This window comes from Staphylococcus sp. 191 (genome assembly GCF_011174885.1).
GTDB lineage: Bacteria > Bacillota > Bacilli > Staphylococcales > Staphylococcaceae > Staphylococcus > Staphylococcus coagulans.
The window spans coordinates 239,355-263,291 of record NZ_PNRJ01000002.1 but is presented as its reverse complement, the minus strand read 5'-3'; the positions used below and the strand labels follow the sequence as shown (position 1 = coordinate 263,291).

Genomic DNA, 23,937 nt, shown 5'->3' with positions numbered 1-23,937 from the left:
GTACGTACGAAAAGTAACATGGACGGGATGGATCAACTGATGCAAATCGTACAAAAAGATTTTAAAGGTTTGAGTTTCTTAAACTTAGTCGATTTTGATGCGTTGTATGGGCATCGTCGTGATAAACCGGGTTACGCACAAGCTTTGAAAGACTTTGATAATCGCTTACCGGAATTAATGGATGCGATGCGTGAAGATGATTTACTCATCATTACAGCCGACCACGGCAATGATCCAACTGCAGAAGGCACAGATCACACACGCGAGTACATTCCAGTGTTGATGTACAGTCCAAAATTTAAAGAAGGTCAAGCGCTCGATACGGATACAACATTTAGTTCAATTGGGGCAACCATTGCAGATAACTTTGGCGTACCGCTTCCAGAATTTGGTCGCAGTTATCTTCAAAAATTACAATAACTCGGACGCATCATAACAAATGGCTTTGACTTTAAGGACGGGGCTGGGAAAGACAATTCCCAACCTCGTCTTTTGTTGTTTATACACGACGAAGTGATTGTATCAGTTTGTTTATCAACTGGAAAATGAAACAAAAATGATGCACTGCGGTTTATAGGGCAATACAATATTGGGGATTTACGACTGATCGCTGTTGCAAAATAGGACGCTTCTTTGAATTTTATCCAATTGCACACGTCATTTCTATTTATTGTGTTAAAATATAATAAATTAATAATCAGTTGAAAAAGGAGAAATATTCAGTGTTTAATTTGACGATATTACTATTGGAACGTGTGGGTCTCATTATTATCCTTGCCTATATTTTAATGAATTCCAGTTACTTTAAAAACACGATGCAGCAACGACAAATGTGGCCCTCAAAATGGCAACTTTGCTTGATATTTAGCCTTTTTGCACTGATGTCTAACTTTACAGGGATTGTCATTCGCAATGGTGACATCCTATCTGGAAGTATTTATTTTCATTTAGATGATGATGTATCGTTAGCCAATACACGTGTTTTAACAATTGGGGTTGCTGGATTAGTAGGAGGTCCATTTGTTGGGGTGTTCGTAGGGATTTTTTCAGGGCTTTTCCGATTATATATGGGAGGTGCTGAAGCTTATACTTATTTAATTTCCTCACTATTTATCGGCTTGATTTCGGGTTATTTTGGTCAGCAAGCACGTCAAAAAAATCAATATCCTTCAATAGGAAAAAGTGCGCTAATCGGGGCGACGATGGAGATTGTCCAAATGATTTGTATTTTTTCGTTTGCACAAGATAAACACTATGCGATTGATTTGATTTCACTAATTGCATTACCAATGATAATTGTTAATAGTGCAGGGACAGCTATTTTTATGTCTATTATTAGTTCCACATTAAAGCAAGAAGAGCAAATGAGAGCTGTACAAACGCATGATGTGTTGCAATTAACAAATCAGACGTTGCCTTACTTCAAGGAAGGGCTGAATGAAGATTCTGCCAAGCATGTGGCAATGATTATTAAAGAGTTGATGAAAGTTTCTGCCGTAGCGATTACAAATCGACATGATATTTTAGCACATGTGGGCGCCGGAAGTGATCATCATATTCCGAAAAAAGAAATTATAACGGATTTATCAAAAGAAGTTTTACAAACAGGACAACTCAAAGAAGTTCATACGAAAGGTGAAATCGGATGTACACACCCGCATTGTCCATTACACGCTGCCATTGTGATTCCTTTGAAAATGCATGGGAAAGTGACGGGAACTTTAAAAATGTATTTTACGAATCCGAACAATCTTACTTTCGTAGAACGTCAATTGGCGGAAGGGTTAGCTGAAATATTTAGTAGTCAAATCGAATTGGGTGAGGCTGAGATGCAGAGTAAATTATTGAAAGATGCAGAGATTAAATCATTACAAGCACAAGTCAATCCGCATTTCTTTTTTAATGCGATGAACACGATTTCCGCACTTGTTCGAATTGATAGTGAAAAGGCTAGAGAGCTATTATTAGAACTAAGTCATTTCTTCCGTTCAAATTTACAAGGCTCTCGCCAAAATACGATTACTTTAGAAAAAGAATTAAGCCAAGTGTCTGCTTATCTATCATTAGAGCAAGCACGTTTCCCAGGCAGATTTGATGTGACTTTTGATGTTCCAGAGAATGTGACACAAGCTCTTGTCCCTCCATTTTTAATTCAAATTTTAGTTGAGAATGCGGTAAAACATGCATTTCCAAAACGAAAGACAGACAATCGTATTCGAGTTGTCGCACGGGTTGAAAATCAACAACAATTAGTGATATCGGTTTGTGATAATGGGCAGGGCATTCCGAAAGAAAAATTATCTTTACTAGGTCAGACTGCCGTTGAATCAGAATCGGGCACAGGCAGTGCCTTAGAAAATTTAAATTTAAGATTAAAAGGTTTATTCAGTAATGATGCAGTTTTACATTTTGATACAAGTCACACAGGAACAACGGTATGGTGTACGCTGCCTTATCAACAAAAGGAGGGATAAAGCATGAGAGCGTTAATAGTTGATGATGAACCCCTTGCGCGTAATGAGTTAATCTATTTATTAAATCGTATCGGTGGCTTCGATGTATTGAATGAAGCAGAGAATGTGAGTGAAACGATTGAGGCATTGTTAGTAGACGACTACGACCTTGTTTTTTTAGATATTAACTTAATGGATGAAAATGGCATTGAGCTAGGACGTAAAATTCAAAAAATGAAGTCCCCACCTGCGATTGTATTTGCCACGGCACATGACCAATTTGCTGTTCAAGCCTTTGAATTAAATGCGACAGATTATATTATGAAGCCATTCGAACAAAGCCGTGTCGAGCAAGCCGTTCAAAAAGTACAAGCGCAACTTAAAAAAAGCAAAGCGGCACAGGACATGCCTCCTGTTACGAATGTTGAAACACTTTTACCCATTGAGATTGATGACCGCATCCATATGCTAAATCTTTCTGATGTAATCGGCATTTCAGTTAATAAAGGACTTACTACGATTCATACGACACAAGGTACGTTTGAAACAACAGAGCCTTTAAGCGCATACGAAAAAAAGTTGAACACACCGCAGTTTATTAGAATTCATAGGGCAAATATTATTAATCGACAGCACATTCAAGCTATAGAACATTGGTTTAATTCAACCTATATGGTCACTTTGACAAATGATGTAAAAATGCAAGTGAGTCGTTCCTATATGAAAAGTTTTAAGCAAGTAATGGGTCTTACATCGTAGGCTATGGATTAACTAGTTGAGAAAATGAAAAAGACACTCAAAATTTTGATGGAATTATGAATTTTGAGTGTCTTTTTTGTGTTTGTCTCACGTAGCAAATGGTGACAAAGCAGAGATTGATTTGATTTCGTTCTACCATTTCGACAAGTAGGGTTTCGTGGTACGAGCACTTGATATAACGGCTTCTGAAGCGTAGGTAGCACTTGCTAGTATAATGATTTAAATGTTTTCGTAGATTGAAAATGAAGATAGGATCGCGCCACGCTGGTATTTGAAAGTTTATTTATATTTAATTGAGAAAAATATGTAATGTGTGAAAAAATGCACATAATGCATTTCACCCCCTTATTTTTGCATTTCAGCGTGAAAATGCGGTGAACCTTTCTTTTCATACTATAATGAAGTCAATCAGAAGCACACAGGAGGCCGTGAAGATGGAACAAAAAGTTGAAAAAACGTATAGCTTTTTGCATCAAGTTTTAGTAATTTCGTTAGTGTTATTTGTTTCAAGTATCATTGAATCGTTTATGCCGATTCCAATGCCAGCATCAGTAATAGGACTCGTTTTATTGTTTATTTTATTATGTACAGGCGTTGTGAAATTGGGACAAGTCGAAAAAGTAGGGACAGCATTAACGAATAATATCGGATTTTTATTCGTACCAGCGGGGATTTCAGTCGTTAATTCATTAGGGATTATTAGTGCAAGCCCAATTTTGATTATTGGTCTCATTATTATCTCTACAGTGTTGTTGCTTGTATGTACAGGTTTTGCATCACAAATTATTATGCGTGTAACGACTAAAAATAACGCACAAAAACCAGAAAAAGCACAATCAGAAATGAAAGGAGCACATTCACATGGTTGATCATTTAGGTATTAATACCCCATATTTTGGTATCTTGTTATCCGTTATTCCATTCTTAATTGCAACATATTTATTTAAAAAAACTAATGGTTTCTTCTTATTTGCACCATTATTTGTTGCAATGGTTGTAGGTGTGGCATTCCTACACTTTACAGGCATTCCATATGAAAAATATAAAATAGGTGGCGATGTGATTAATTTCTTCCTTGCACCTGCAACAATTTCATTCGCGATACCTTTATATAAAAAGCGTGATGTGCTCTTAAAACATTGGCACCGTATTATAGGTGGTATAGGAATTGGTACGGTAGTCGCATTAGTAGGTATTTTCTTTGTTGCCAAAGCATTACAGTTTGGTAATGACATCATTGCATCAATGCTTCCGCAAGCAGCAACGACTGCAATTGCATTACCTGTTTCTGAAGGAATTCATGGTATTAAAGAACTTACATCTTTAGCTGTTATACTGAATGCAGTTATTATCTATGCTTTAGGAAACAAATTATTAAAATGGTTCCACATCGATAATAAAATTGCACGTGGTTTAGCATTAGGTACAAGTGGCCACACTTTAGGTGTTGCTGCAGCAAAAGAACTTGGCGAAGTTGAAGAGTCAATGGCGAGCATCGCGATTGTACTCGTAGGGGTTATTGTCGTTGCGGTAGTCCCAGTTTTAACAGCAATATTCTTCTAATATACAATTGTAAAATAAAGTCGTAGGGATGTTTAAAAGGGGTAGTGTCATTATCTAAGAGGTGGCTTAGATAACGGTGCTACTCTTTTTTTGCATAAATGGCTGTTGAATAATCGTTTGACGTGAACGTTTTTATTGTAGAAAGTTATAATAGAAGAAAAGATGAGAGCAGGTGACAACATGAAAAAGTTAATTCAAGAAAAGACACAGTTTTTAAACGACATGTTAGATGGCTTGAAGTATACGAATCCTAATATTGATGTCATAGCAGAAACGGTTGTCGTTCGGAAACACAAAAAAACATCTGGCGTTGCGTTAGTATCAGGGGGTGGAAGTGGTCACGAACCTGCACATGCTGGCTATGTTGCAGAGGGCATGTTAGATGCAGCAGTATGCGGTGAAGTTTTTACATCTCCAACTCCGGATAAAGTATTAGAGGCAATCAAAGCAGTAGATAATGGAGATGGCGTTTTGTTAATTGTTAAAAATTATGCAGGAGATGTCATGAACTTTGAGATGGCTCAAGATATGGCAGTGATGGAAGGCATTAACGTCGAAATGGTCGTTGTTAGAGATGACATTGCCATTGATGATGTGGCTAAAAGAAGGGGCGTTGCCGGCACCGTATGGGTACATAAATATGCGGGCTATTTAGCTGAGCAAGGCACACATCTTAAAGCGCTCAAAACAAAAATTGAACAGTTTCTTGAAGGCGTTCGCTCTATTGGTATGGCCATCATACCTCCTGCAGTACCGACAACAGGCAAATATGGTTTTGATATTGGTGAAGATGAGATGGAAATTGGAATCGGTATTCACGGTGAACGAGGATTAGAAAGAACTCAAATAGAACCGATTGCTCAGATTGTTCAACGCTTAACCACAAAACTAGAACAAGAAGTCGACAGTGATGCATTGATTGTCATGATTAATGGCATGGGCGGTACACCGCTTTCTGAACTCAATATCGTCACAAAATACGTAGCGCAGCAATTAGAAAAAGAAGGTAAAGTTGTCAAAGGGTGGTTCGTTGGGGACTATATGACTTCATTAGATATGCAAGGTTTTTCACTCACATTTGCGCCATATGATGACCATGTTTTAGCAGCACTTAATGCGCCTACAACAAGTCGAAATTTTAATTCATAGGAGGATGTAACAATGGATGTGACAATTTTAAAGGAACGTTTATTAAATTTAAAAGATATCTTTGAAAGAGAAGAAGCCCATTTAACTGATCTCGATCGTGCTATTGGCGATGGAGACCATGGCGTCAATATGAGACGTGGTTTTGAGGCGCTACCTGCACAGCTTGATGATCAGTCTATTGCAACATTACTCAAATCAACAGGGATGACATTAATGTCTAAAGTCGGTGGCGCTTCAGGTCCTTTATATGGTTTTAGTTTTGTTAAAATGTCACAAGTTGCTAAAGATGAAATTGACCATGATAATCTAATCGCAATATTAAAGGCATTTGAAGATGCGGTTGCACAACGTGGCAAAGTAACGCGAGATGAAAAAACGATGTATGATGTCATCTCACGTGCGCGAGAAGCGGTGGAAAATGGTGAGCGTGTAGATTTAGAAAAATTACAAGCATTAGCAGACGCGACTCGTGATATAGAAGCCACTAAAGGGCGTGCATCTTACTTTAAAAAAGAGAGTTTAGGCTATGTAGATCCAGGTGCGCAAAGTAGCGTATATATTTTAAATGCATTAATAGGAGATGAGAACAAATGACAAGTATCGTACTCATTAGTCACAGTGAAAAAATTGCAGAAGGCACAAAAGATTTACTAGAACAAATGGCACAAGGTGTGAGTGTCATTGCCGTGGGTGGTAATGATGGTGAAATAGGGACTTCGTTTGAAACAATCTCAGAGGTATTGAATGATTTAGAGGAAGATGCGATTTGTTTCTTTGACATTGGGTCTTCAGAAATGAATTTAGATATGGCTATTGAAATGTATGCAGGGCATTACCGAATTGAGAAAGTCGATGCGCCTATTGTAGAAGGCAGTTTTATCGCAAGTGTGTCATTATCAACTGGACAATCTATGGACGAGGCCATCGCTTCTGTCAGAGATACATTTTAACTTGAAATAAAAAAGGATGAAACAACGATAACCTAAAAGGTTTATTGTTTCATCCTTTATTTTGTATGTTAGTTAATTTTCTTCACAACTTCTGATTTTAAGCCTATTTGACCAAAACCGGGGATTTTACAGTCAATATCATGACCATCTTCTGGGTCGACGAGTTTAATATTTTTAACTTTTGTACCTTGTTTGATGACACCTGATGTGCCTTTAATTTTTAAATCACGGATAACTGAAACCGTGTCACCGTCTTTTAGTTCGTTGCCATTTGCATCACGAATGATTTCTGCGGCAGCCGCTTCTTCAACTGCATTTTTAGTCCATTCAAACGCACACATCGGACAAACATAAGCAGCACCATCTTCATAAGTATATTCTGAATCACATTGTGGACAGTTTGGAATTGCGGTTGTCATTTTCTAATCACTACTTTCCTCAGGATATACTTATAATCTAGCATATTCAAGATGAAAAGTATGTAACAAATTGAAGATAGTGTTACGATAAGAATAACAAAAAATTGAGCACATTTAAAATCTATTCATTGAGAGGAAGCGAGATGGTAAAATGTCAAATTTAGAAGTCAAAAATCCTTCTACAGGTGAAGTCATTGCAACTTATCCTTATACTGACGAGCAAACCATTCATTCTAAAATTGAGCGTGCACATCAAGCATTTTTATCGTGGCGTGATGTTGATGCCCATGAACGTTCACGTTTGTTATGGTCTTGGTCAGCTTTAATTAAAGACAATCGTGAAACCTTAGCGCGATTAATTACATTAGAAGGGGGCAAACCTTACGTAGAAGCACTCGGGGAAGTAGATTACGCAGTCTCTTATGTCGATTGGTATGCTGAAGAAGCTAAAAGAACATATGGTCGAACAGTACCTGCGAATACGCCAGATAAAAAAATCATCATTGATAAGTTTCCAGTAGGCGTTGTTGCAGCAATTACACCATGGAACTTTCCAGCGGCGATGATTACTAGAAAAATGGCACCTGCTCTTGCAGCAGGCTGTACTATTGTATGTAAACCTGCCACAGAAACCCCTATGACGACGATTCGATTGGTTGAACTAGCCCATGAAGCGGGCATACCTGAAGACGCAATATCATATGTCTTAGCAAGCGGTAAAACAGCAGGCGAAATCTTTACGACACATCCCGATGTCCAAAAGGTTACATTTACAGGTTCAACACCAGTAGGTAAAAAATTAATTGAACAATCTGCCAGTACAGTTAAAAATGTCACAATGGAACTCGGGGGCCTTGCTCCGCTCATTGTACATAAAGATGCTGACATTGACCAAGCGGTTGCGCAAACAATTGCGACTAAATTTAGAAATGCAGGTCAAACTTGTATTTGTGCTAATCGTATTTATGTTCACCACGCGATCGCTGATGAATATGAGCGACAGTTAATTGAACAAGTCCATGCGCTTAAAGTGGGAGATGGCATGGCAGAAGATGTTAAAGTTGGACCGCTTATTAATGAAAAGGCAGTTGAGAAAGTGATTAATCACTTACAAGATGCAGAACAACATGGCGGACAACTTTCTAGAAGCTGGGATGAAGTGAAATTAGGCGGTAATTTCATTAATCCGGTCGTTGTCACACAAGCCAATCAAGAGATGAAATGTATGCATGAAGAAACGTTTGGTCCAGTGGCGCCAGTTATGCGTTATGAGGATTTAGACGAAGCCATTCGAATGGCTAATGATACAGAATTTGGACTCGCTGCTTATTTCTTCACGAATGATTATCGTACAGGTTTATATATTTATAATCATTTAGATTACGGCGTGATTGGATGGAATGATGGTGGACCTTCTGCAGCACATGCACCCTTTGGTGGCATGAAAGAAAGTGGCTACGGTCGTGAAGGTGGCATTGAAGGCATCGAACCCTATTTAGAAACTAAGTATTTATCTATCAAAGTAGACGATCCGTCTTAAAATGCGTAAAAAAAATAGATCAATGTAAAAAATGATAAAAAAATGGGAGAGGGACTGTGAGATGATTCGCAATCCGCTCTCCTTTTCATTTGTTACACAGGGTGTTCACTAGAATGGGTATGCTCTATGATGTGATGTTAATCACAACTTCAAATCCATTTTGATATGAAATGAAGACGTGAAATCTGAATTATAGTTGATATTGATAATCGTTATCAAATATAATAGAGGTGTCGAAAGATAATCAAAGTTTGAGCGCGATGGATGATGTTTGAAGCGTCTTGGACAGGTGATTAAAACTAAAGTGTTTTTGTCCATGCGTATCAGGAATAAGGAGTTGGAAGTATGATGTTTATGGCAGAAAATAAATTGACATTAACAAAAGGAACAGCACAGGAAACGATGCAACGTTTTCATCAACGTCAAGGCATTGAAACGATGGATGGCTTTATAGAAATGTATGTGACACAAACGAATGATTTAGAAGAATTTGATGAAGTAAAAATTTTAACCATTTGGCATTCAGAGCAAGCATTTAAAAATTGGCTTTCTTCAGATGTTTTTAAAGCCTCACATAAAAACGTGAGAAGTCATCGAGAGGACACAGAAAGTCCAATCATTAAAAACAAAGTCTCTACGTATACGATCGACTATCATTACAAAAAATAATGCATGGTGTATCGACAAATTGAATACAAATCCTTTCACGGTTTTGGACGCGCGTATCACGTCCAAAGCCTTTTTTATGGTTTTAAGGTGTTCGCTTACTCTAAAGGATAAGAAATGATTTATAATTGATATGAAAGATTTGAGGTGTAGAGATGAAAACATATATAGAAGCAGATGGCCGCAAAGTGAAGAAATTATATCTTTCTCTAAATGGACATCGCCAAGGCGTTATTATTGAAACAATGGATGAACAAAATCCAATTTTATTAGTCGTGCATGGGGGACCAGGTTTTCCACTTTATCCATTTTTTCGCGCACACCATATTGATTTGACGGATCAGTATACGGTCGTTTATTGGGATCAGAGAGGGACGGGAATGTCGTATACACGTCAAATAGTAGGGATGTGCGACCTCATTGATGATTTATATCAACTCATCCAATTTTTACGTTTACATTTTCATCAAGATAAAGTGTTTTTAATGTGTCACTCGTTTGGAACCATTATCGGTACCCATGTGGCGCACCGTTATCCAGAAGTGATTGCAGCTTATATTGGTATGGGGCAACTAGGAAATGTTTTTCATAATGAACAGCTTATACTTGATCATTTACGCTTTTTAGCTCATGAAGAAAACAATCAAAATGCGGTTAAACGCTTAAACCGTGTACACCTCACGCGTCAGTTTAATACAGATCGCTACTATGGTCGCGTACGCCAACGTTACACAGAGCGTTATAAAGTTGGATTTTCAAGTCATGGCTATTCGTTATGGCGTATGTTTAAAGTGATGATGTCCACACCTTACTATAAATTAATAGAGCGGATTAATATTGTGAGAGGGAGTCTCTCAACATTTGAGCACTTAACGAATGAGATGGCCAATGTCGATTTAAATGATATTGCCCAGGAAATAACAGTGCCTTTTTACGTTTTGCAAGGTGTCCATGATTTGCAAACGACGTATGAAGATAGTAAAGCCTTTTTTGATCGTGTGGCTTCAAAAGATAAGCATTTCTATGCCTTTCAAGACACGGCACATGCACCTTTTATAGATGAACCTAAAAAAATGCTCGCAATTATGCATAAGATTGTTGACCATGACGTAAGGTCATCGTGTACAACGTAAATAAGGAGGTGAGATCAATGTCCCATTATTCGACAGGTGAGCTTGCTGAAAAGTTCAATATTTCAAAGCGAACGTTACAATATTATGATCGACAAAAGTTATTAAAGCCAGCCTTTGTTAAAGATAATCAATATCGTATTTATACTGATCGTGAAGCGGAACAATTGAACCTGATTTTAATGATGAAGTCTTTAGGTTTAAGCTTGGCTGAAATCCGAAAATTGATTCATGCAGAGGGCACACTTAAGACGGTTCGTTCAATTTTAGAACAAAAAATAAGTGCATCAGAAGAAATGATTCAGCAACAGCAACTTCAATTAAAGCAGATGAAAACAATTCAAAAAATGATTGCTACGTCATCAACAGCACCTGTGCATACACTATCGGACATTGAGAAAATAATGAAAAATCAACCTTATTTATCTCAGTTAACACAAAAAACGATGGTGCTGGGTACTACAGCATCATTGGCCAATGTCATTGGAATCAGTCTTAGTTTGAAAAACCAAACCGCGTGGCCAACCGCTATAGCATTGACTTATAGTGCTATTGTTGCGTACCGTATGACAGTCGATTATTATGGCAAGGTGAAATATCAATGCCCTAACTGTCAGACAACGTTCAAACCTGACTTATGGACTTGGGCGTTTGCAAGCCATACGTTAACAACACGGAAATTCGAATGTCCCCATTGTCATTTTAATGGATACTGTACTGAAGTTTATGATGAAAGTTAAGCATGCAAATCCAACATGGAACAGAATGCGATTTTTAAATGAGCATTGTTAAATTGAACAAAAATTTGAAGAGATCACGGTGGTAGGGAAGATTGTTTTTGATGAAAGCTTGATTTAAAGCAATGCATCAAATCTGTCATTTACTACCACTTTTCTTATGTGTTCTTTATCGGTTCAGAAGTCTCTTTTTTATATAAGAAACTATCAGTTAGACAATGTTGTAAGCGCTTAAAATATTCATTGAAATACAATCAGCAAGGGGATAATATGGAGGTGTATTTGAATTTTAGAAAGAGGAAGTGTTAGGCGTGAATATACTTGCAATCACATCTTGTCCCAATGGTATTGCACATACATATATGGCACAAGAAAAGTTAGAACAAGCTGCAAAAAAGCTAGGTGTCAACATTAAAGTTGAGACACAAGGCGGTATTGGGGTCGAAAACGAATTAACAGCAGAAGAGATTGAAAAAGCAGACGGTATTATTATTGCATCAGATCGACAAGTTGACTTATCACGTTTTGTTGGAAAACCTTTAATTAGAGAAAGCGTCCGTGCAGGGATTCATCAACCAGAAGCTCTGATACAACGCGTTATTGATGGACATGTGCCTATCTATCAAGGTGATAAAATCAATACACCTTCTGAAGATGATACAGAGAATAATTTGTCTACTAAGCATCAGGGTGTTCAAGCAGTCTATCAGCACCTTATGAATGGCGTTTCTTTCATGGTCCCATTTATTGTAGTAGGGGGATTGTTGATTGCCATTGCCTTATCATTAGGAGGCGAAAAGACCGCAACACAGGGTTTAGTAATTCCGGATGACTCGTTTTGGAAGCCTTTTGAAAAAATAGGGGCACTGTCTTTTAGTTTTATGGTTCCTATTTTAGCTGGGTATATCGCGATGAGTATTGCTGATAAGCCAGGACTTGTACCAGGCATGATTGGAGGTGCAATAGCGGCGGATGGAAGTTTTTATGGCAGTGATGCAGGGGCAGGCTTTTTAGGAGGAATTGTCGCAGGATTTTTAGCGGGCTATATCGCTAAGTGGATTAAAAATATAAAAGTTCCTAAAGCTATGGCGCCGATTATGCCTATTATTGTGATTCCAATCATTGCTTCTATTCTTGTTGGCGTGATCTTTATATTTGTGATTGGTGCACCTATTGCTAGTGTGTTCAGCGCATTGACAGTTTGGTTAAAAGGCATGCAAGGTGCAAATATCGTGATTTTAGCGATGATTATTGGTGCAATGATTGCTTTTGACATGGGAGGCCCAGTGAATAAAGTGGCATTTTTATTTGGTTCTGCTTTAATCGCTGAAGGTAACTATAGTGTAATGGGAATGGTTGCTGTTGCAGTTTGTACACCGCCGATTGGACTCGGACTCGCAACATTTATCAAAAAGAGTAAATTCAATCAAAATGAAATTGAAATGGGTAAAGCCTCTTTTACGATGGGCTTGTTTGGTATTACAGAAGGAGCCATCCCATTTGCTGCTCAAGATCCATTACGCGTCATACCTGCAAACATGGTAGGAGCAATGATTGCTTCAGTGATTGCGGCGCTGGGTGATGTAGGGGATCGTGTTGCCCATGGTGGACCCATTGTTGCTGTTTTAGGTGGCATTGATCACATCCTTATGTTTGCGATTGCAGTCATAGTCGGAAGTTTCGTGACGATGGCAGTCGTGTTAATTTTAAGAAAAAAACCTGTTGCACGTCGTAGTAGTAACGAACAAGTAGATCAAATGCCAAACGAACGCACAAAGGAAATGCGCGATGATACGCATGTAGCGGTGTCATCCGTAGAGGCTAAAGATGAGAATGCTCAAGTCGACGAACTGTTTGATGCGAATGTGATTTTAAACATCAATCAGTCAATGTCACGAGATCATGCGATTGATATATTGGTTGATGCGTTGCAAAAGGCTGGCTATGTTAATGATGAAGTCGTACTCAAAGAAGCTATTTTAGCTAGAGAAGCAGAGGCAACGACTGCGCTCGGAATGAACATTGCGATGCCTCATGCAAAAACAGATGCGATTCGTCAGCCTGTCGTCGCCGTGTTAAAAAATGATATAGGTGTAGAATGGGAGAGCATAGATGGTACATGGCCACAATTAATCTTTTTAATTGCGGTGCCACTGCATAGTCATGATACACACTTGAAAGTACTCCAACAATTATCAAAAGCATTAATGCAAGATGACAAACGAATGCAATTGTTGAATGCTTCAGATACTAAAGCATTATATAGTGATATACAAAGGTTAATATAAGCGCTTGTTAAAACCATATTGAAAAAATGGTTTAAAAGCAACTGATGGTACAAACAAGATAGCCATGAGTTGCTTTTTATTATCAATATAAGTAGTGAGCAATTCTAATTTATTTCTGTGATAATGAATAGAATATTAAAGGTTTTTTTCATCCTTTTTGAACGAGATCTTCACAATTACATTTTGTATTATACATTTTCAGATAATAAATATTTAAAATTTTCAACGGAGGGTCTATAATAGTAACATGAAAAAGAAAGGAAGGATGACATGACTCAGTCAAAATCAACGCGACATGTCAATGTGCGCCATCATTTATTAAAAACTGGTACCGCGCTTTGTTTAGTAGGATCATTATTCTATTATCCAATCAGTGCAACCTCCCCTTCTTATGCACATGCATCAACTCAGTCAGACGATGATATTCAACGATTACTTGACGATGCAGAACATCAAATTAATAAAATGGATTCATTGAATACAGATTATAAAAATGATTTCTTAGAACTTCTACGCGCAAATGATGATTCTCAACAAAGTATTAACAAAGTCATCGAAGAAGCTGAAGCAGCAAATAAAAAAGCGAAAGATGCAGAGAAGAAGGATGACGTTAGACCTCAACTAGACAGTATTGATCAAAGAATCGAACAGCTAAAAAAAGAAGTTGACAGACATCAACAGGAGACACCTCAAATCAAAAATAGAACAGATGCCCCTCAACCATCGCATGCGAGTGCTTCGGATGATGATGATTTGTCGAAATTGATAGATACAATCAATGATTTATCGAAAAAAGAAACAGAACAACCAAAGTCTGAACCAGCACAAAATAATGATGGTACACACGGTCAATCGCAAAGTGATAACCGTCAAAAACAGAGTGATGAAATACCAAAAAATGATACCACTTCTGACGCTCAACCCGATACATTCAATGATATTGCTGAAGAAAAGCGCAAACATTTGAGTGATACAAAAGACCAACTTCGTCAAATGGATCGTGATTTGACAGCAGATAGAGACACATTGCACCGAAAGTTAAATCAACGCGATGAGGCGTTAAAAGATTTGCTTAACGATCGAGACAGTGTCGTATCACAAATTGATGATATGGCTTCAAAATCAGTTGATGATCAATCTGAAGATTACTTAACGCAAAAACGCCAACATTTAGATGAGCTTCAAAATAAAATTGGTAGCCGCTCAGACCTCTCACCTAAGCAACAACAAAAGTTGCATGAAAGTGCGAAGACTGTTGTATCACAATTGAACCAACAAAATGATGAGATATTGTCTCGTTTAAAAGCAGCCAATGATAAACAAGTTGCGGTTAAATCGATATTAAGTGACTTATATAATGATAAACAAGCAGAAGCAATCGCAAAGCAAATTCATACACATGGTCAAAACAATCAACAAATTGCCGACCAATTGCAACGTGCGATTGATGATTTGAAACAAACACATAGTGATACGCTGTTGTTAGGTATGTTAGATAACACAACACACACTAAAGATTTGGTGACTACTTTATTAAATACACGTTTTGATGAACAAAAATCGAAACATTTAGCTCAAAAAATTATGGAAGGACAACCTTCAAATCAAGAAATTTTGAATAGACTCAAAAAATATTATAAAGAAAATGGCAAAGCGACGAGTGATGATATTTTAAATGCGCTATTAAAACAAGCGCATAATAAAAAAGATGCGATTGAAGCCATTTTAGATGGTCGTTTAAATCCTGATAATGCGTCATTAATTGCGCAACGTATTTCAAAGGATATTCATAATACAAAAGATTTACTAAAATTAATTCATGGTGAGTTGGATGCACAAGCGAATCGTCTACTCACACTACAAAAACAAATCAAAGATGTTAGAAATGATTTCCGTACTAATATTAATGACATTTTATCACCGTTACGCCATTTGCCAACCTTAGATTTAACAAATCAACGTCATCGTTTATTGTTACCTTCTGAAAGTACAAATGATAAATTAAGAAAATTACTAAATCAAAGACCTTCAGGTGGATTAGGTGGATTATTCCAACATGATTTTGCACCAAAACCAACCATTGATCCGTACCAAAAAGTAAATAAACTCGCAACGGGTGACAACTTCTTAGATAACTTATTCGATGAAAATGGTAATTTTAAATTACCAGACTCAGGTCAAATCACTAAAAATGCAGCATTGCCAATTGGTATTGTTGTCGTCATTTTAGGTATCGGTTTATTAATTAAGTATTTGAAAAAACGTAAACAATAAAATAACCGAAGATAAAAAAGAACAGCAACACGCACTGTCAAATCAGTTTGTGTTGCTGTTCTTTTTTGTAAATCAAGTTGTAATGAATAAAGGTTACTCGTTTGAAGTGCCACCTTTAATATAGTCTAGAGAGTCAGCATCTTCTTTATCGATTGTACGATAAGAAATGACACCTAGTCCTTTGACGTTAGATTCAGAGACAACGATAGAACCATCTTTATTTACCTTTTCAACAAAAGCAACGTGACCGTAGTAACGGTCCGCGCCTAATTGACCAGGTTTGAAGACAACAGCAGTATGTGCTTCAGGTTCACTTGAAACAGAGAAGCCTTTCGTTAATGCTGAGTAAGTCCAGTCACTCGCATTACCCATATCTCCTGCGATATCCTTATCAAATTGTGCCATTCGAAGGTATACATACCATGTACATTGACCTTGAGGATATGGTGAAGCACTTGTCGCTCTGAATGGCTTAAAGTCGCCACTTACGTCTTCACTATTTTGGTTCATTGTATCTTCGTCTAACAATGAACCCATTTTTTTATGGTCGAAGCGTGTTAAATCATAAGTTTTAATCAATGATTTTAATTTTTCGTCGTACTGTGGATCCGTTGCATATGTACCGACAAGCTCTGAAACAGCTGTACGATAGCTGGAGCTTTCACTTTTCCATGTTCCTTTGTAAATGGAAGGATTTCCATCAATACCATTTTTAATTAAATCTGCATAATCGTTTAGCGAAGATTTATGATCTGGATATTTTCTGAAATCCGCATGAATTTGATACATTGAGTGTCCGTCAGACTCTAATGTGTTAAAACCTACAGACTCTCCTTTATAGCTTCCTTTCATACCGAAAAGGTTGAAATTCGGTTCACGTGATAATGTACTTCGGCCCGAATCAGATTCCAAAATCGCTTGCGCAATCATAATCGATGCATAAATATCTTCTTTTTGACCGATATCATGTGCATCTTTGGCAATATCATTGATAAATTTACGCGTAGATTCTGTTGGTACAACGCGAAATGTATCGGATGAAGATGAAGCATCATTACGACTTGGCATTTGTTCAAATAACGTTGTTTGACGTAAATGACTATTTTGAGGCAAATCTTTAAACGTTTGCGCAGGTGCTTGTTCACGTGAATGTTTAAATGCATCTAGTTCAGGGATTTGCTCATCATGACCGTTTGAATTTTTATGTTTCTGTTTCTGATAATTTTGATGTGTTTTTGTTGCATTATCACTGTATTCATCTAAAAGTGAATCAATCATATCATCATTCTTACTTTTTGATGTTGAAGCACTACTTTGTTCTTGATCTTGTTTATCTTCTGAATTTGATTGTTGCGCATCTGTTTGATTGTCTTCTTTATTTGAAGTCGTGTCATGTGCATTTGAATGGTCTGTTTCTGAAGATGATTGTGAATCATTCATCTGCGGTTGTTCACTGTTTTGATCATCAGACTGTGAGCGGTCATTGTTATCATCTTTTGCAGCTGAATCGTCTACAGAAGCGGATGTGTCATGGTCATTACGAGATGCTTCTGAGTCAGAAGATGGCTGTTGATTGTTTGTAGTGTGATGAGTGCCTTTTAAAATATCGTTAAGCGCATCAAAAAAGTCACGCTCTTCAGGTTGAGCGGCACTCTGTTCATCACTTGAAGTGTTCTCAGCAAGCGATACATCTGATGAAGATGGAGCGTCACTTGAATGCGGTTCGTTTGTGAAGTGACTGCTTTGTGCATCGTCACTTTGATTATTGAAAGAATGGTGGAATAAGTCGCTAAACCAATCATTACTTTTCTTATATGTTGGCCAATTCCCAATCGAAGAAAAACTTGATTGAGATGGATATTCAAAAGTATGCGCACTATGTTTGGAACGCTTTTCTTTTGTCTTTTTATCTTGTTTTGAGTCATCTGATTTTTCAGAAGAACGCTCTTTTGAATTGTCATCATGATTGCGATCTTGTGATGTTTCTTGTTCATCATCTACATCTGAAATTTTATCTTTTACAGTTTCTGTCGCTTTAGGTGAGGCAGCATGTGCCAAGTTTGATGTGACAGGGGGAAAGATAAGGGCTGTGGTCAATAAACCTGTGAAAATAAATTTACTTTTCAAAGCGTTACTCCTTTTCTCTATATAGTTTTTGTCTTGCAATCAAAAAGGGAGACTCATATCCTAGAAATGTGAATCATATTTTTGGTTACGAAACGACTTAGTTTGTATAAAAAGTGATATATGAAAGACATGATAAATGCTATACAAACCAAGGATGAACTTGTTATACTATGGTGTGTCTTTGCAACTTGTTGACATATGTTAACTTTAATTTGAAACGACAAATAAATATTGCACATACTTATATTACATGAATCATCATGATTTATAAAGTGTTTGAGTAGATATTGAGGTGAGGAAATGAAGAACGCCATCAAATTATTTCTGATGGACATTAAGAAGATTGCCAAGACCCCTGGTGCAATCATCATTATCTTAGGATTAGCGATTTTACCATCCTTTTATGCTTGGTTTAACCTAGAAGCAACATGGGATCCTTATTCAAATACAAACCACATTAAAGTTGCTGTTGTAAATGAAGACAAGGGTGATACGGTACGTCATAAAAAATTGAATGTTGGTAATCGACTTGAGGATACTTTGAAAAAAGATACTCATTTTGATTGGCAATTTGTAAGTCGTGAAAAAGCAGATCATGATTTACGCATGGGTAAGTATTACGCAGCACTCTATATTCCAGAAGGATTTACACACCAAATTACTGGTACGTTACGTAAAGACCCACAACAAGCAAAAGTGGAATATAAAGTGAACCAGAAGCTCAACGCGATTGCGCCTAAAATGACTGACGCGGGTTCGAGTGAGATTGTGAAAAAGGCCAATCAGAAATTTAATGAAACTGTAACGAAAGTATTGCTTAAAGAGGCAGATCGTTTAGGGATTAAACTTGAAGATGAGCTTCCAGCGTATAAAAAAGTTCGTGATGGAATTTATGCTGCGAATAACGCATTACCTAAAATCGAACGCTTCCGTGAAGGTTTGATTTACTTAAATGAACATCAAGATCAGCTCGATCAATACGCAGATAAATTCAGAGAGTTAGATCGCTATAAAGACGATGCGGTCAATGCAACTGAGCGACTCAACCAGTTGAATGCAAGTATTCCTGCAATCAATGAGCGTGCAAAATTAGTGGTTGCCTTAGAGAATTCACTTCCTGAAATCGAACGTATTTTACAAGCTGCAAGCAAAGTGCCAAATCGTTTTCCAACAATTAACAAAGGGGTGGACATAGCGATTGGCGCCACAGATAAAGCCTTGAAAGACCTCAACTCAGCACAACAGTTGTTACCTTCCATCGAGCAACGTATTCGAGCTTATGGAGAAGTTGTTAACAACGCAAGTCAAGCGAATGACCAGTTAGCGAATGACGTTTCTCGTGCACAAAATCAACAAGGTCAGCAAGCAAATGTTCAAACAGCGCCACAAAGTACGCACCAATCTCATTATCAGACAAGCCAAGTAAGTACGGCTAATGACGCGAGTGGTCAACCATTACCAGATGGACAAGTGATATCGAATGAAGATGTAGCATCTTTAGAGTCTGCCTATTCAAATTCATTGCAAGATGTCAATTCAGCAACAGCTTCGCAATTAAAAGCGACTCAAGATGATTTGGATGCTGCTAAAAATATGGGCTATGGCATTATCAGCTCAAACGATGCTTCACAATTTAAAGAGCCGTTGTCTCATCTTATTGCGCGTATGAACCATGCGAATAAAACAATTAGAGATTATCGTGACTTTTTATCAGACGTTGAACGTACAGAAGGCGTTAATTTGAGTAAAGCCCAAGCACAATTGAAAACAGCGCAAGATGATATTAAAGAAGCAACGAAACGCTTGAACAAATTAAACGATGCCATTGCAGCAGGTAATTCTGGTAAAGCAGAAGCGATGGATATTATCAAACGTGTAGATCATATTCAAAAACAAATTAAAGCAGCGCAAAATATGTTAAAAAACGATGTTGCGAATAAGTTATTGGACGTATCACACGCATTAGGTAAAGCACTAGACAAAGGTGCAGTGACTTTGGATGTTGCACAAGAAAAACTTCAAAAGGTTCAAGCGATTATACGTAGTGGCCAAACGATATTATCAGATGCCAATGAACGTTTGAAACGCTTGAGTGATACGTTGCCTGCTGTTGAAGCAGAGTACATTCGTGCAATGTCAGCAGCGCAAGCTTACTTCCCAGAGTTTAAGAAAAAAGTTCACAATGCGTCTGATTTTGTAAAAAATGATTTACCTGCTCTTGAAAACAAAATTTCTGAAACGACACAAACGGTTAATGAAAATTTACCGACAGCATTTGCAAAATATGATCGTTTACGTCAAATTCTAGACGCTAACCAACCGAAAGCGAAGGAAGCGCTGAGCAATCTTGCGGACTTTGCTAAAAATGATTTTCCAAGCGTTGAAAAAGACTTGAAAAAAGCGAATAAAATATTTAAACAATTAGATAGAGACAATACGATTGAAGAGTTGATTGATTTATTACGTAATGACCTCAAAAAACAAGCGGGCGTCATTTCAAATCCAATCGATTTACAAAAAGAAAATGTGTTTCCAGTTAAAGATTACGGTTCAGCAAGTACGCCATTCTATACGGCACTCTCTATCTGGGTAGGTGCACTGTTACTTGTCAGCTTGCTTACAACACATAATAAGCACCCTGAATTGAAGCCGTATTTAACAATACGTGAGACTTATTTAGGTAAAATGGGACTATTTGTTGTTATGAATATGATTCAAGCACTTATTGTTTCAATAGGGGACATTGTCATTCTGAAAGCATCGGTTGAGTCGGTATGGCTCTTTATTACTATTTGTTTATATTCAGCCATCATTTTCTCGGTTATTGTTTATACATTGGTTTCTGTATTAGGTAATCCGGGTAAAGCACTCGCTATCGTATTATTAGTATTACAAATTGCTGGTGGTGGTGGGACATTCCCAATTGAGGTCACACCACAGTTTTTCCAAACAATCCACCCGTACTTACCATTCTCTTATAGTATTGATGCATTGAGAGAAGCGGTAGGGGGGCCTGTACCTCAAATTTTAGTTTTTAAATTAACAATGCTCACACTCTTTGGTATCGGCTTCTTCCTTGTAGGTCTAATCGGTAAACCTTATTTAGATCCTTTAGCACAAGGACTTGCAGACAAAGCTGATAAGAGTAACATATTGGAATAATGTTTTGAATGTACTTTTCGACCGAGTTTAAAAATCAAAAGTGAATCAAATAAAAGGTGTAAGCCATAGCGCAAAAATTGCATTGTGCCCAATGGTTTACACCTTTTTCGTTTGTAAATACCTAGTTGAATCATATGGTGAACCCTTGGGGCATCCAACGCTTACGAAACTAATTTTTCATCAAAAGGTGTCAAAGATTGTGACGATAATTTGAAGTGATTGGCAGAGTGAACTTTTTAGTATATAATACATATCGAATTACTAAGAAATAAGAGGAGATTGCTATGGAATTCATGGACGTGTTTGAAAAATGGGCAGAAAGATATGATGATACGGTATTTAATACGAGCAATGAAAATGAATATAAAGATGTTTTTGAAGATTATCCAAAGATGTTAGATCAAATTGCACAATTATCAACAGGAGAGGTATTAGAAATTGGTGCAGGAACAGGGAATTTAACGCAACATTTAATTAGGCAAGGGCTAGACGTGACGGCAATTGACCCGTCAGAAGATATGAGAGCCATTGCAAACCAAAAAGAAGGCATCCATGTGATAGAAGGCCACTTCTTAAAAATCCCAGTAGAGAAAAAATTCGATACGATCGTGTCGAGTTTTGCCTTTCATCATTTAGATCATCAAGGTAAACAAGAAGCACTCAATTATATGAAACAATTTTTAAAACCAAATGGACATATCGTTTTTATTGATACGTTATTTGAATCGGAAATGAATAAAAATCAAATCATTCAATATTACACAGATAAAATGTATGTCAATTTAGTCGAGGACTTACAAACCGAGTACTATCCATTTAAAGATGAACTTGAAAAGATTGTAGAAGCTGCAAATGGTACTTCGGAATTTGAACAACAAAACCGTTTTGCTTGGTTGATTCATATGAAATTTGGGCATTAAAGTGAAAACAAAAGGTGGCGTGTATGTGATGACATACCATATTTATCATGTGGAAGTAAATGAAGTTTATCCCTATTATGTGCGTAAAGTGAATAAAGTAGGTAGTACGTCTCAAGATGTTAATGAAATCATTTGTTGGCTCACAGGTTATTCTCAAGATATGCTTGAGTCAAATTTGAAAAATGGAACGACATTTGAGATGTTTTTTAAGCAAGCGCCGCATCTGAATCCACAGCGTAAAAAAATAAAAGGGATATTTTGTGGTGAACGAATTGAAGAAATGGAGCCATCACTCATGAAAGAAATTCGTTATTTAGACAAAATGATTGATGAGCGGTCACGTGGGCGTTCAATGAAGCAAATTTTTCGAGAGGATTAAATCTAATTGCCAAAGAATAATAAGACAAAAGGTTACGGATGAAGTTCCAGAGACTCTTAAGATAGCGTCTGGCTAAGGTGTATGGATTTACATTGAAGGTCAGATGCTTTTTATTGGTGTCCGATGCTTAGAGAAAAGTTGATAAATAAAAAAGGCGCCTCTTGACTTGAGCGCAAGAGGCGTTGTTAGAGGTGATACATTCCATATAAAGTGAATGTGAGGTCTTCATTTAGCTTTGTCCAAATTGCAAATAAATTGCAATCGCTCGTTTAATTACAGCTAAATTCAATTGACCGAGACATGAAGCTTCACGAAAGCATGCTAATATTTCATCGGACGTATGAAGCTCCTTAGGAAATCTAGCATCTGCATGCATATGTCTCGCCAAATCACCTAATGGGGTATCATCACCAATGTAAATCTGCATATATTCATAAAAGCTCAAGTATTTAATCACCTCATTTACGAGCTAAAAAATATTATAACATAAAGCGAGGGTCCGAAGTAAAAAATATATCCTTTAGGTCATTGCTATGTCTCTTAACAACCGATTCTATTACCATTGAGCTCAAGTGAATCATTCATTGCGACAATGATTTATGTTATATTTTATGTAACAATGATATTTTTTATAAGTGGGGGAGCATAATGATTCAAGCAGACCAAATACTAGATAAAATGAAAAACCAAAAAATTAATTATGATAAAGTTTTACGAAAAATGATCATGAACTGGGAAAGAGAAAATGAGCGTCCATCCATACTATTGCATAGTTGTTGTGCGCCATGTAGCACCTATACACTTGAGTTTTTGACAGAACATGCAGACGTTGCGATTTACTTTGCGAATCCTAATATTCATCCTAAAAATGAGTATCTTCGTCGTGCGCGTGTACAAGAAAAATTTGTCAATGACTTTAATGAACGTACGGGAAGTCATGTAAAATATATCGAAGCGCCATATGAACCACATGTATTTATGAAAATGGCTAAATCCCGTGGGTTAACTGAAGAACCCGAAGGCGGTGCACGTTGTTCAGCATGTTTTGGCATGCGCCTTGAAATGGTAGCTGAAGCCGCAGTTGAAATGGGGTACGATTACTTTGGTAGTGCAATCACATTGTCACCTAAGAAAAATGCGCAATTAATTAATGAGATTGGCTTAGATGTACAACAAATTTATGATGGAAAATATTTACCGAGCGACTTCAAAAAAAATAAAGGATACGAGCGTTCTATTACGATGTGTCAAGATTATGATATTTTTCGACAATGTTACTGTGGCTGTGTTTTTGCGGCCCAACAACAAGGTATCGACTTTAAGACAATTAATCAACAAGCAAAACGCTTTTTAGATCATTTAGACCAACAAAAGCAAACGGTTTCTGAAAGCTGATTTGGTGCTTAAATATTTTTTTGATA

At 37.2% G+C, this 23,937-nt stretch carries 21 protein-coding genes; 18 read left to right on the top strand and 3 right to left on the bottom strand.

Features of this window, described 5'->3' with window-relative positions:
* The 8 genes from C1H58_RS03200 to dhaM form a co-directional block, all read left to right on the top strand.
* Window positions 1–420: alkaline phosphatase family protein (locus C1H58_RS03200; protein ID WP_207623134.1), on the top strand; the 420-nt coding region annotated here is incomplete at its 5' end.
* A 302-nt stretch (window positions 421–722) separates the two neighbouring features.
* Complete coding sequence (locus C1H58_RS03195; RefSeq protein WP_165545295.1) at window positions 723–2,474, top strand: sensor histidine kinase; 1,752 nt, start codon at window positions 723–725, stop codon at window positions 2,472–2,474.
* Window positions 2,475–2,477: 3 nt separating this feature from the next.
* Window positions 2,478–3,212 (top strand): response regulator transcription factor LytR, encoded by a 735-nt coding sequence (locus C1H58_RS03190; RefSeq protein ID WP_016426052.1) that lies wholly within the window; start codon window positions 2,478–2,480, stop codon window positions 3,210–3,212.
* A 428-nt stretch (window positions 3,213–3,640) separates the two neighbouring features.
* A complete protein-coding gene (gene lrgA, locus C1H58_RS03185) occupies window positions 3,641–4,081 on the top strand; it encodes an antiholin-like murein hydrolase modulator LrgA (RefSeq protein ID WP_371317747.1) in 441 nt (146 codons plus the stop codon).
* Window positions 4,074–4,775, top strand: a complete 702-nt coding sequence (gene lrgB / locus C1H58_RS03180) for an antiholin-like protein LrgB (RefSeq protein WP_016426054.1) — start codon at window positions 4,074–4,076, stop codon at window positions 4,773–4,775. The genes lrgA and lrgB overlap by 8 nt, the downstream gene beginning before the upstream one ends.
* Window positions 4,776–4,955: 180 nt before the next feature.
* Window positions 4,956–5,924 (top strand): dihydroxyacetone kinase subunit DhaK, encoded by a 969-nt coding sequence (gene dhaK, locus C1H58_RS03175; protein WP_165545294.1) that lies wholly within the window; start codon window positions 4,956–4,958, stop codon window positions 5,922–5,924.
* Between the two features lie 12 nt (window positions 5,925–5,936).
* A complete protein-coding gene (dhaL, locus tag C1H58_RS03170; protein WP_050332062.1) occupies window positions 5,937–6,518 on the top strand; it encodes a dihydroxyacetone kinase subunit DhaL in 582 nt (193 codons plus the stop codon).
* Window positions 6,515–6,874 carry a dihydroxyacetone kinase phosphoryl donor subunit DhaM gene (gene dhaM / locus C1H58_RS03165; RefSeq protein ID WP_050329888.1) on the top strand — a complete coding sequence of 120 codons (360 nt, stop codon included), beginning with the start codon at window positions 6,515–6,517 and terminating at the stop codon, window positions 6,872–6,874. The genes dhaL and dhaM overlap by 4 nt, the downstream gene beginning before the upstream one ends.
* Window positions 6,875–6,942: 68 nt before the next feature.
* Here the strand turns inward: dhaM and C1H58_RS03160 are convergent, their stop codons facing one another.
* Window positions 6,943–7,293 carry a zinc ribbon domain-containing protein YjdM gene (locus C1H58_RS03160; RefSeq protein WP_050329889.1) on the bottom strand — a complete coding sequence of 117 codons (351 nt, stop codon included), beginning with the start codon at window positions 7,291–7,293 and terminating at the stop codon, window positions 6,943–6,945.
* 151 nt (window positions 7,294–7,444) lie between these two features.
* Here C1H58_RS03160 and C1H58_RS03155 point away from each other — a divergent pair, with 151 nt between their 5' ends.
* From C1H58_RS03155 to C1H58_RS03130, 6 genes are all read left to right on the top strand, one after another.
* A complete protein-coding gene (locus C1H58_RS03155) occupies window positions 7,445–8,833 on the top strand; it encodes an NAD-dependent succinate-semialdehyde dehydrogenase (protein WP_165545293.1) in 1,389 nt (462 codons plus the stop codon).
* 348 nt (window positions 8,834–9,181) lie between these two features.
* Window positions 9,182–9,502 (top strand): antibiotic biosynthesis monooxygenase, encoded by a 321-nt coding sequence (locus C1H58_RS03150; RefSeq protein ID WP_165545301.1) that lies wholly within the window; start codon window positions 9,182–9,184, stop codon window positions 9,500–9,502.
* A 152-nt stretch (window positions 9,503–9,654) separates the two neighbouring features.
* Entirely contained in the window at window positions 9,655–10,632 is a 978-nt protein-coding gene (locus C1H58_RS03145) for an alpha/beta fold hydrolase (RefSeq protein ID WP_165545292.1), read from the top strand.
* Between the two features lie 17 nt (window positions 10,633–10,649).
* Entirely contained in the window at window positions 10,650–11,369 is a 720-nt protein-coding gene (locus C1H58_RS03140; protein WP_165545291.1) for a MerR family transcriptional regulator, read from the top strand.
* Between the two features lie 308 nt (window positions 11,370–11,677).
* Window positions 11,678–13,654 (top strand): fructose-specific PTS transporter subunit EIIC, encoded by a 1,977-nt coding sequence (locus C1H58_RS03135; RefSeq protein ID WP_165545290.1) that lies wholly within the window; start codon window positions 11,678–11,680, stop codon window positions 13,652–13,654.
* Between the two features lie 270 nt (window positions 13,655–13,924).
* Window positions 13,925–15,928: a cell wall anchor protein gene (locus C1H58_RS03130; RefSeq protein ID WP_165545289.1), complete on the top strand. Its 2,004-nt coding sequence runs from the start codon at window positions 13,925–13,927 to the stop codon at window positions 15,926–15,928.
* A 93-nt stretch (window positions 15,929–16,021) separates the two neighbouring features.
* On the opposite strand, the gene C1H58_RS03125 is transcribed toward C1H58_RS03130, so the two are convergent.
* Window positions 16,022–18,055 carry an amidase domain-containing protein gene (locus C1H58_RS03125; protein WP_165545288.1) on the bottom strand — a complete coding sequence of 678 codons (2,034 nt, stop codon included), beginning with the start codon at window positions 18,053–18,055 and terminating at the stop codon, window positions 16,022–16,024.
* Window positions 18,056–18,355: 300 nt separating this feature from the next.
* Here C1H58_RS03125 and C1H58_RS03120 point away from each other — a divergent pair, with 300 nt between their 5' ends.
* From C1H58_RS03120 to C1H58_RS03110, 3 genes are all read left to right on the top strand, one after another.
* Window positions 18,356–21,217 (top strand): YhgE/Pip domain-containing protein, encoded by a 2,862-nt coding sequence (locus C1H58_RS03120; RefSeq protein WP_165545287.1) that lies wholly within the window; start codon window positions 18,356–18,358, stop codon window positions 21,215–21,217.
* Between the two features lie 284 nt (window positions 21,218–21,501).
* Window positions 21,502–22,137, top strand: coding sequence for a class I SAM-dependent methyltransferase (locus C1H58_RS03115; protein WP_165545286.1), 636 nt, complete (start codon window positions 21,502–21,504; stop codon window positions 22,135–22,137).
* A 28-nt stretch (window positions 22,138–22,165) separates the two neighbouring features.
* On the top strand, window positions 22,166–22,516 hold the full coding sequence (locus tag C1H58_RS03110) for a DUF2200 family protein (RefSeq protein WP_165545285.1): 351 nt from the start codon (window positions 22,166–22,168) through the stop codon (window positions 22,514–22,516).
* A gap of 229 nt (window positions 22,517–22,745) precedes the next feature.
* Here C1H58_RS03110 and C1H58_RS03105 read toward each other — a convergent pair whose 3' ends face one another.
* A complete protein-coding gene (locus C1H58_RS03105) occupies window positions 22,746–22,961 on the bottom strand; it encodes a YozE family protein (protein WP_016426070.1) in 216 nt (71 codons plus the stop codon).
* A 203-nt stretch (window positions 22,962–23,164) separates the two neighbouring features.
* Here C1H58_RS03105 and C1H58_RS03100 point away from each other — a divergent pair, with 203 nt between their 5' ends.
* Window positions 23,165–23,911: an epoxyqueuosine reductase QueH gene (locus C1H58_RS03100; RefSeq protein ID WP_165545284.1), complete on the top strand. Its 747-nt coding sequence runs from the start codon at window positions 23,165–23,167 to the stop codon at window positions 23,909–23,911.
* Window positions 23,912–23,937: the final 26 nt, after the last annotated feature.

Coding starts and splice junctions, on each gene's coding strand:
- C1H58_RS03115 (WP_165545286.1), top strand. CDS start 21,502: ATGGAATTCATGGACGTGTTTGAAAAATGGGCAGAAAGATATGATGAT.
- C1H58_RS03100 (WP_165545284.1), top strand. CDS start 23,165: ATGATTCAAGCAGACCAAATACTAGATAAAATGAAAAACCAAAAAATT.
- C1H58_RS03130 (WP_165545289.1), top strand. CDS start 13,925: ATGACTCAGTCAAAATCAACGCGACATGTCAATGTGCGCCATCATTTA.
- C1H58_RS03140 (WP_165545291.1), top strand. CDS start 10,650: ATGTCCCATTATTCGACAGGTGAGCTTGCTGAAAAGTTCAATATTTCA.
- C1H58_RS03120 (WP_165545287.1), top strand. CDS start 18,356: ATGAAGAACGCCATCAAATTATTTCTGATGGACATTAAGAAGATTGCC.
- dhaM (WP_050329888.1), top strand. CDS start 6,515: ATGACAAGTATCGTACTCATTAGTCACAGTGAAAAAATTGCAGAAGGC.
- C1H58_RS03160 (WP_050329889.1), bottom strand. CDS start 7,293: ATGACAACCGCAATTCCAAACTGTCCACAATGTGATTCAGAATATACT.
- C1H58_RS03145 (WP_165545292.1), top strand. CDS start 9,655: ATGAAAACATATATAGAAGCAGATGGCCGCAAAGTGAAGAAATTATAT.
- lrgB (WP_016426054.1), top strand. CDS start 4,074: ATGGTTGATCATTTAGGTATTAATACCCCATATTTTGGTATCTTGTTA.
- C1H58_RS03155 (WP_165545293.1), top strand. CDS start 7,445: ATGTCAAATTTAGAAGTCAAAAATCCTTCTACAGGTGAAGTCATTGCA.
- C1H58_RS03110 (WP_165545285.1), top strand. CDS start 22,166: ATGACATACCATATTTATCATGTGGAAGTAAATGAAGTTTATCCCTAT.
- dhaK (WP_165545294.1), top strand. CDS start 4,956: ATGAAAAAGTTAATTCAAGAAAAGACACAGTTTTTAAACGACATGTTA.
- C1H58_RS03190 (WP_016426052.1), top strand. CDS start 2,478: ATGAGAGCGTTAATAGTTGATGATGAACCCCTTGCGCGTAATGAGTTA.
- dhaL (WP_050332062.1), top strand. CDS start 5,937: ATGGATGTGACAATTTTAAAGGAACGTTTATTAAATTTAAAAGATATC.
- C1H58_RS03150 (WP_165545301.1), top strand. CDS start 9,182: ATGTTTATGGCAGAAAATAAATTGACATTAACAAAAGGAACAGCACAG.